Below are 6,956 nucleotides of genomic sequence, written 5' to 3' on the forward strand. Positions count from 1 at the left end.
GTCATGCGCTGGCGAGGTAGTTGACCGCATGGGGCGGGGTGCGTCCTTCGGCGATGGCCACCGCATTCAGCGCGCTGAGGCGGGCCATTTCGCTGCGGACGGGAACTGTGGCGCTGCCGACATGCGGGAGGAGGACCGTGTTCGGCAGCTCAGCCAGGCCGGGAGCCAGCTTCGGTTCGTCCTCGAATACGTCCAGTCCGGCGCCGGCGATGACGCCGCTGCGGAGGGCATCCACGAGGGCCGTCTCGTCTACGATCGGCCCGCGGGCGGTGTTGATCAGGATGGCATCGGGCTTCATGCGCTCCAGCACGTCTGCGTCCACCAGATGCCGGGTCTGGTCGCTGAGCGGGACGTGCAGGGAGAGGAAGTCGCTGCGCTCCACCAGCTCGTCCCACGGCGCCTGCCGGACGTTGCCCGCAAACTCGCCGAGTTCCGCCGCGCTGACGGGACGGTCACCCGGAGGCCGGGGCGAGAAGAGCACCTGCATGCCGAACCCCAGCGCGCGCCGGGCCGTGGCGCGGGCAATCCGTCCGAAGCCGGCCAGACCCAGCACCGCGCCGGAGACGTCGCGGCCCAGCAGGAGCTCCGGTTCCCAGCCCAGGAACTTTCCGTCGCGGACCAGCCGGTCGGCCTCGACCACGCGGCGCGCCGTGCCCAGGATGAGCAGCATGGCGATGTCGGCCGTCGCGTCCGTCAGCACGCCGGGGGTGTTGCCGATCATGATGCCGCGCCGGGTGGCGGCCTCAATGTCGATGTTGTTGTACCCGACGGCGAAGTTGGACACGCCCCGCAGGCGGGCGCCGGCCAGCAGCGGCGCGTCGATGACATCGCGCAGCTGGGTGAGGACGACGTCGAAATCGCCTGAGGCGCACAGCGCCGCCAAGGCATCGTAGTCAGGCGGGTCGGGCAGAACGGTGACCCGGCCGGCGTCGGACAGCAGTTGGAGTCCGGGTTCCGGAATGGCGGTGGTGACCAGGAAACTGTTGCCCACGCTTAGTTGTCTCCTGAGGTGCAGGGTGTGGGAGTTGTGCTGTCTGACTGGAGGACCCAGTCGAAGGCTGCGGCGTTGGACCGGGCGCCTTGGGCAGCTTTGGAGCGGTTGGGCTCGCCCAGTTCGGCAAGCAGCTTCTCGGAAAGGACCACCAGTTCCCCGAAAATTTCCGTGGTCAGCCATCCGGGCCGGGTGGCGAAGAGGATGTCCTCGCTCGACGTGTTGCCACTGGCGCCCGGGGCAAAGGGGCAGCCGCCCAGGCCGCCGAGCGCGCCATCCACCATGGCGGCGCCGGCCTGGATGGCGGCAAGGGTGTTGGCCACGCCCAGGCCCCACGTGTCGTGGCCGTGGTAGACGATCCGCCGGGCCGGGGATTCTTCCCGGACCCGGGCGATCAGCCCCGACACCTGGGCCGGGACGGCCTGCCCGAGGGTGTCGCAGAGAACGATGTCCGTGGTGCCCTCGGCGCGGGGGTCGTTGGCGATGGCCAGGACTCGTTCCTCGGGCACCATTCCCTCGAACGGGCAGGTGAATGACGTGGCGATGCAGAGCTGGATCTGCCCGCCAACGGCCTTGGCGTACGCGACCGCCTCAGGCAGGGCAGCGAGGCTTTCCTCCGTGGTGCGGCCGATGTTCGCCTTGTTGTGCGAGTCCGACGCCGACAGGCAGTACTGGAAATTCCTCGCCCCGGCGGCGGCGGCCTTGGCTACATGGCCTGGGGTGGCTACCCAGATCCAGCACTTTTCCAGTTCCCCGGGCGTGAGGGCCTGGACGACTTCCAGCGTGTTGGCCATGGTGGGGACGAGGTCCGGGCGGGCCATGGATCCAAGTTCAATGGCGGGCACGCCCAGGCGCAGCAGTTCCCGGACCGTGTCGACTTTGCGTTCGGTGGGGAGAACTTTTCCGGTGAGCTGGAGCCCGTCCCGCAGGGTCACGTCCCTGAGGATGGTGTTGCCCAGCGTTGCAGCAAGGCTGGTTTCGTGGCGGTTCATGGCTGGAGGGCCTCCTCGCGGCCGGAGGCCGCACTGATTTCTGCGGGGTCCATGTTGAGGAGCCCGCTGAGAATTTCTTCGGTGTTTTCGCCCAGGTCAGGGCCGAGGTTCCGGATGGGGAGAGACTGTTCTCCGATGACGGGGACAATGCCGGGGAACCCGACGCCGGGCAGGATTTCGTCCCCGGTGGAAACGTCGAATTTCTGGATCATGTTGCGGGCTGTGTACTGGCTGTCGGTGCTGATATCGGCCGCCGTGTAGATGGGGCCGGCAGGCACGCCGGCGGCATCGAGCGCTGCGAGTGCGTCGGCAGCGTCCAGCTCCCCCGCCCATGTCCCGATGGCCTGGTCCAGTTCTTCGCGCCGCCCCCAGCGGCCGGCGTTGGTCTGCAACGACGGATCCGTGGCCAGATCAGGACGTCCGATGGTGTGCATGTACCGCTGGTAAATCGAGTCTCCGTTGCCGGCCACGACGATGCTTGCGCCGTCCCCGCAGAGGTACGCGTTGGAAGGGGCTATCCCTTCCATCCGGCCGCCGACCCGCTGCCGGTCCACGCCGTACGCCTGGTAGTCCGGAATGAGCGATTCCATCATGGAGAACATGGCTTCGTTGAGCGCGACGTCGATGACGCGCTCGGTGAGCGGCGCAGCGCCGGCCGCGTCCCGGCGTCGTGCTTCCCTTTGGTACAGGCTCATCATGGAGCCGAAGGCTGCGTAAAGTCCCGCAATTGAGTCTCCGATGGAGACGCCCACCCGGACCGGTGCGCGGTCCGGGTCGCCCACCAGGTTGCGGAAGCCTCCGTACGCTTCGGCGACGGCGGCAAAGCCGGGCCGCGCGGACAGCGGGCCCGTCTGCCCGAAGGCCGAGATGCGGGTGATGATCAGGTCCGGGTTGGCTTCGTTGAGGACTTCGGGGCCATGGCCCCACTTCTCGAGCGTGCCTGGCCGGAAGTTTTCCAGCAGGATGTCCGACTTTGCAACGAGCGCCAGCACTGCCTGTTTGCCTGCTTCGGTTCGGAGGTCCAGCACCACGGACTTCTTGTTCCGGTTGATCGTCCGATACAGCATGGAAGTGTCACCCTTGTGCAGGCGCCAGTTGCGCAGCTCGTCGCCGGTTCCGGGCCGCTCGACCTTGATCACTTCGGCACCGAAGTCGGCAAGGAGCCTGCCTGCAGTGGGCGCTGCTATGTAGTTGCCGAGCTCAAGAACCCGGACTCCCTCCAGGGGTGCGATGCGTGTCTGTGTCATGTCGTTCTTCTTTCGTGCAGGTTCTTACCGGGGACGTGCGCCCGGTCAGAAGAGCAGGCTCATGGGCATGATCAGCAGGATGGCGACGACGGAGGCCACCGACACCCCGACGGTCACCGACTTCAGCGCACCCCGCACGCTCTGCCCCAGCAGTGACTGCAGGAGCCAGAAGGTGTTGCTGGTGACGTGGACCATGAACAGAGATCCAGCGCCGGCCGACAGGGCGAGGAGGACAGGATCCAGTCCGATGGCAGGAGCAATCGGAGCCAGCAACCCGGCTGCGGTGATGGCGGACAGCGTGACGGAGCCGACGGCGATGTGCAGCACCGCCGCGATGGCCCAGACGACGAGGAGCGGGGCGACGGTGCTCGCCGAGAAGAAGCCGCCCAGGATGTGACCGAGGCCGGCAGCGGCGACTGTTGCAGCCAGTGACCCTCCTACGCCGGTGAGGATCAGGATCTGTCCGCTTTCCTTAAAGCCGACGGTGATGGCCTGCTCGACGCGTTGCTGGCCGATGGCAGAACGGGTGACGAGGCAGGTGCCGATCAGGCCGATAAGCAGGGCAATGACCGGCTCGCCCAGGAGCTGAAGCCAGGGCAGGTCGAGCTTGAGAATCTGCAGAATAGCGCCGGCTCCGATGAGGAGCAGTGAGGTCAGGAGCGGCGCGAAAAGCAGGATGAGCGGCGCCTGCTTTTCTTCGCGTCCGCCACGGCAACGGCCGCGCCGGCCAGTCGGGCACCAGGACCGTCGGAGCCGGGGGTGCGTCCGCCAGGTGACGCTGAAGCGGAAGCCTTGGTGCCGCCGTCGTACGCTTCCTCTTCACCTTCCTGGTCGTCCTCCTCCACGAAGGTGTGGTCCTCATCCTTCGCTTCGTTCCAGAAACCGCGGCGGAAGAGGAACGTCATGATGGCAATGGAAATGATGATGGTCGGGATGACCAGGAGCAGGCCGAAGAACAGCATTTTTCCGAGCGGCACATTGAGCAGGCCGGCAAGGGCCAGGGAGGCGACGCCGGGAACCGTGAAGACGATGCCGCATTCGAGGGCGATGGCCATGGCGGTTGCCATCCGGGCGGTGCCGAGTTTGCCGATCTTCGGTGCCAGCTTGCGTGCCAAGGGAGCGGAGATGACGAGGAGCACGTCCAGGAAAATGGATTGCAGGACCGTTCCGATCGCGAGGCCCATGGTGTAGGGCAGGCGCTTGGGGCCGAACGTATTCAGCAAGTGCTCCACGAGGCGCCGGATCGCGCCGCTCCGGTTGAGGATGGAGCCCATCAGCACACCGAAGGCGATGAGCAAGCCCACATCCACCATGATGTCACCGAAACCGGAGGTGATGGTCTTGACTGTTTTCTCGACGCCGAGGCCGGCGGCGAGGCCCAGGTACACCGAGCCGATGACCAGGGCGATGACGGGATTGACTCTGAAACGGACGATCAGCACGACGGCGGCTAAAACCGCCACTGCCGTATTGATCAGTACAGCTATGTCTGACATGGGGAATCCGATCGTGAGGCCTTCCACATTGAAGGCTTGGGAGCAGATGGGCGCCGTGAGGAGGGCCACATCGCTCAACCCATATTATGGGATTAAACTCATATTGCAAGACGTTCCGGAAGGAGGCTTCGTCTGTGACGTTCGGTTGGCGACCCCTCGAGCCCGCTCGGTCCGGCCGCCTACTACCCGACGGCGGCGTCGGCGGGCAATTGTGTAGAGGGCTTCTGCTTCTGGACTATGCCCTCGCTGATCAGCTGGTTGGCTCCGCTTTTCTACTAGGCTGAACCTCACACGTGACGGACAGGAGGCTGAAATGGCCGAGAGTGCGATGGCCGAGGTGATGGCCGAGTTGGCCGCGCTCGAGGACCCGAGGGCCCGCGAGGTGAACGAGAGACACGGTGACGATCACGGTGTGAACCTCAGCAAACTGCGCACGCTCGCGAAGCGGCTGAAGACGCAGCAGGATCTAGCGCGCCAGCTCTGGGAGACGGGTGACACTTCAGCGAAACTGCTGGCGATCCTGATCTGCCGGCCGAAGGCGTTCGAGCGTGACGAGTTGGACCTCATGTTGCGCGAGGCACGCACTCCCAAGGTGCACGACTGGCTCGTGAACTACGTGGTGAAGAAGAACCCGCACTCAGAAGAGCTGCGCCTGGCCTGGTTCGCCGATGTGGATCCAGTGGCCGCGAGTGCCGGCTGGGCGCTGACCGCCGAACGCGTGGCGAAAATACCCGATGGCCTCGACCTCGCTGGACTGCTCGATGTCATCGAGGCGGAGATGAGAGACGCGCCGGCTCGCCTGCAGTGGGCGATGAACCACTGCCTTGCTCAGATCGGGATCGGGCACGCCGAGTACCGCGCCCGTGCAATCGACATCGGTGAGCGCCTGGAGGTGCTCAAGGATTACCCGACTCCCCCGGGCTGCACGTCCCCGTTCGCGCCCATCTGGATCACCGAGATGGTGCGACGACTGCACGTTCGGTAGGAAGGTTCGCGCTCACGCTTGGGCCGCTGCCGGCCTTGGCGCAGCGGAAAAATCAAGGGTTCCAGTGGCTGCCTGACGGCCAAGGACATGACCCCTTGAAACGCCCGCGTGCTCGGGCACTGCACGACACTAAGGCTGTTTAAATTCGATCTGGCCCAGGTCGTTGGTGAGCACGAGGGCCCGCTCCGTGAGGGAGTACGTCAGGGGCGACTTCAGGAAGCTGACCGTCCACCGCCGGATGTCCCCCGTGGTGCCGGAGCACCCATTGGCTGTTTCAGCCAGCCGTTCCGGGTCAGTAGTGAGCGTGCGGGCAGTGACTGCCGAGGGTACGTTCAGCGTGCCGCAAGGCATCCGGACCGTCATGGTCAGCGTCCCGTTCACTCGGCTGAAGCTCATGCGAAGAGGATTCGTGGCGAGCCAGGTCAGGTTGTGGCGGTAGTCGGTGCCTGCCGTCGAAGTAAAGTTCTTGCACTCGAAAGGATCACGGTTCACGCTCTCGCGGTACTTGGCTTCGCTGCAATCAAAGGGGCTCGCCGTCGAGGTAACGGGACCGGGACCGGCCTGACGCGCAGCAAGACCACTGCATCCCGTGAGCGCCAAAACACCGATCAATACAAAGGACGGCAGCGGCCGGCGCTTCATGGCAACCCCTTCGACGCTTTCCAACTAGGATTCACGACCTGCCCCGCCCACTACGGATCGTCCGGGCTACAGGCCTGGGAAATTCGAGCGAAGGAGTGCCGGTGCCAAAGCCCCGGGTTCAGAAGGCTTCAGTTCGTCTTCGTCGCCGGCCCCGTCATACGCCGAACGCAGTGCGAGCGGAAAATGGCGAAGCAGCCGCTGAGCCCCCGCGGCGGGGCAAGCAAGGCTGCTTCGGCTTTAAGTCAACACTTGTCGTCCGGACTAGGCACCAGTGGCGAATACCTGTCTTTGTGAGTGCCTGGCTACTTATCTGCGCAAATGACATCTCCCACGGATGGGCAAGGCGCCTGACCAGTGGCCGCCGCCGCTTACGCATATTACCGGGCATGAGCCTGCAAGTCGGGGCGCCGCTGTCAGCGGGTCAGCGCGTTTTTCTGGCGGGAGTTGATCGTTGACATCTGTCCGCAGTTCGAGCAGGTGATGCGGTAGGACCTGGACGTGGTGAAGAGGGGTATGAAGAACAGCGTGAATTTGGTGGCGCGTTCTTCGAGGTGGTGGTGGACGGAGAGCCCGCAGGACTGGCAGGTGGCAACCCGGCCAGGC

Annotated in this window: 8 protein-coding genes; 1 reads left to right on the plus strand and 7 read right to left on the minus strand. The window is 65.2% G+C overall.

The window, feature by feature from the left end:
• Nucleotide 1: 1 nt before the first annotated feature.
• From LQ144_RS09070 to LQ144_RS09090, 5 genes are read right to left on the minus strand one after another with little or no spacing between them, the layout of a single operon-like run.
• Nucleotides 2–991: a D-glycerate dehydrogenase gene (locus tag LQ144_RS09070; protein ID WP_230118233.1), complete on the minus strand. Its 990-nt coding sequence runs from the start codon at nt 989–991 to the stop codon at nt 2–4.
• A 2-nt stretch (nt 992–993) separates the two neighbouring features.
• A complete protein-coding gene (locus LQ144_RS09075) occupies nt 994–1,983 on the minus strand; it encodes a hydroxymethylglutaryl-CoA lyase (protein WP_230118234.1) in 990 nt (329 codons plus the stop codon).
• A complete protein-coding gene (locus tag LQ144_RS09080) occupies nt 1,980–3,230 on the minus strand; it encodes a CaiB/BaiF CoA-transferase family protein (RefSeq protein ID WP_230118235.1) in 1,251 nt (416 codons plus the stop codon). Before LQ144_RS09080 ends, LQ144_RS09075 begins: the two co-directional genes overlap by 4 nt.
• Nucleotides 3,231–3,275: 45 nt before the next feature.
• A complete protein-coding gene (locus LQ144_RS09085) occupies nt 3,276–3,908 on the minus strand; it encodes a hypothetical protein (protein WP_354962136.1) in 633 nt (210 codons plus the stop codon).
• The gene (locus LQ144_RS09090) at nt 3,884–4,726 is read right to left on the minus strand and encodes an SLC13 family permease (protein WP_230118236.1); all 843 of its coding nucleotides are present in this window, start codon (nt 4,724–4,726) and stop codon (nt 3,884–3,886) included. The genes LQ144_RS09085 and LQ144_RS09090 overlap by 25 nt, the downstream gene beginning before the upstream one ends.
• A 313-nt stretch (nt 4,727–5,039) precedes the next feature.
• On the opposite strand from LQ144_RS09090, the gene LQ144_RS09095 reads away from it, so the two are divergent.
• Nucleotides 5,040–5,711, plus strand: coding sequence for a DNA alkylation repair protein (locus LQ144_RS09095; RefSeq protein WP_230118237.1), 672 nt, complete (start codon nt 5,040–5,042; stop codon nt 5,709–5,711).
• Between the two features lie 129 nt (nt 5,712–5,840).
• On the opposite strand, the gene LQ144_RS09100 is transcribed toward LQ144_RS09095, so the two are convergent.
• Nucleotides 5,841–6,203, minus strand: a complete 363-nt coding sequence (locus LQ144_RS09100) for a hypothetical protein (protein ID WP_230118238.1) — start codon at nt 6,201–6,203, stop codon at nt 5,841–5,843.
• A gap of 563 nt (nt 6,204–6,766) precedes the next feature.
• Nucleotides 6,767–6,956, minus strand: a 190-nt coding sequence (locus LQ144_RS09105; RefSeq protein WP_230118239.1) for a zinc-ribbon domain-containing protein, incomplete at its 5' end; no start/stop codon positions are given.

Source organism: Arthrobacter sp. Bi83 (assembly GCF_918698095.1).
GTDB lineage: Bacteria > Actinomycetota > Actinomycetes > Actinomycetales > Micrococcaceae > Arthrobacter.